The organism is Neisseria sp. P0024.S006, from assembly GCF_051956595.1.
GTDB lineage: Bacteria > Pseudomonadota > Gammaproteobacteria > Burkholderiales > Neisseriaceae > Neisseria.
This window is the reverse complement of the sequence record NZ_JBQCXH010000091.1, coordinates 1-430: the sequence shown is the minus strand read 5'-3', so window position 1 is coordinate 430 and position 430 is coordinate 1. Positions and strand designations below refer to the sequence as shown.

The following is a 430-nucleotide window of genomic DNA, read 5'->3' as shown; positions in this document are numbered from 1 at the left end:
GTTCAGGGTAACCGGTGCAGAAAACTCACGCAGCAGAGACGGGATAACCGGCTCATCGACGCCGCCCAACACAAAAGTCTGCTCGGCTTCAGTCAATACCAAAACCGAATCTTTCACCCGTTTGCCTTGATATTCACACTCAACCGCTTCGCCTTTTTCATTTAGCACACCGGTTTTGACCGGAATCATCATCGGCTGTTTATCCGCCATATCGGGCGTGGCAGGAATGGTTTGTTTGCTGGTCAATTCAAACGCACCATCTTTCAGACGGCCTTGAGCATCTAAAACCGGCGTACCGGCTTGGTTATACCAAAAAGCAAACTGATCAAGATTAATGCCGTTTGCGTCTGCAATTGCGGCACGGAAATCATCGCAGGTTACCGCCTGACCGTCGTGGCGTTGGAAGTCCCTGTCTCTCATCCACATCTGA

Annotated in this window: 1 protein-coding gene; it reads right to left on the bottom strand. The window is 50.7% G+C overall.

Features of this window, described 5'->3' with window-relative positions; genetic code table 11:
* On the bottom strand, positions 1-430 hold a 430-nt coding region (locus ACTHUF_RS11430; protein ID WP_440407780.1), incomplete at both ends, for a DUF3458 domain-containing protein.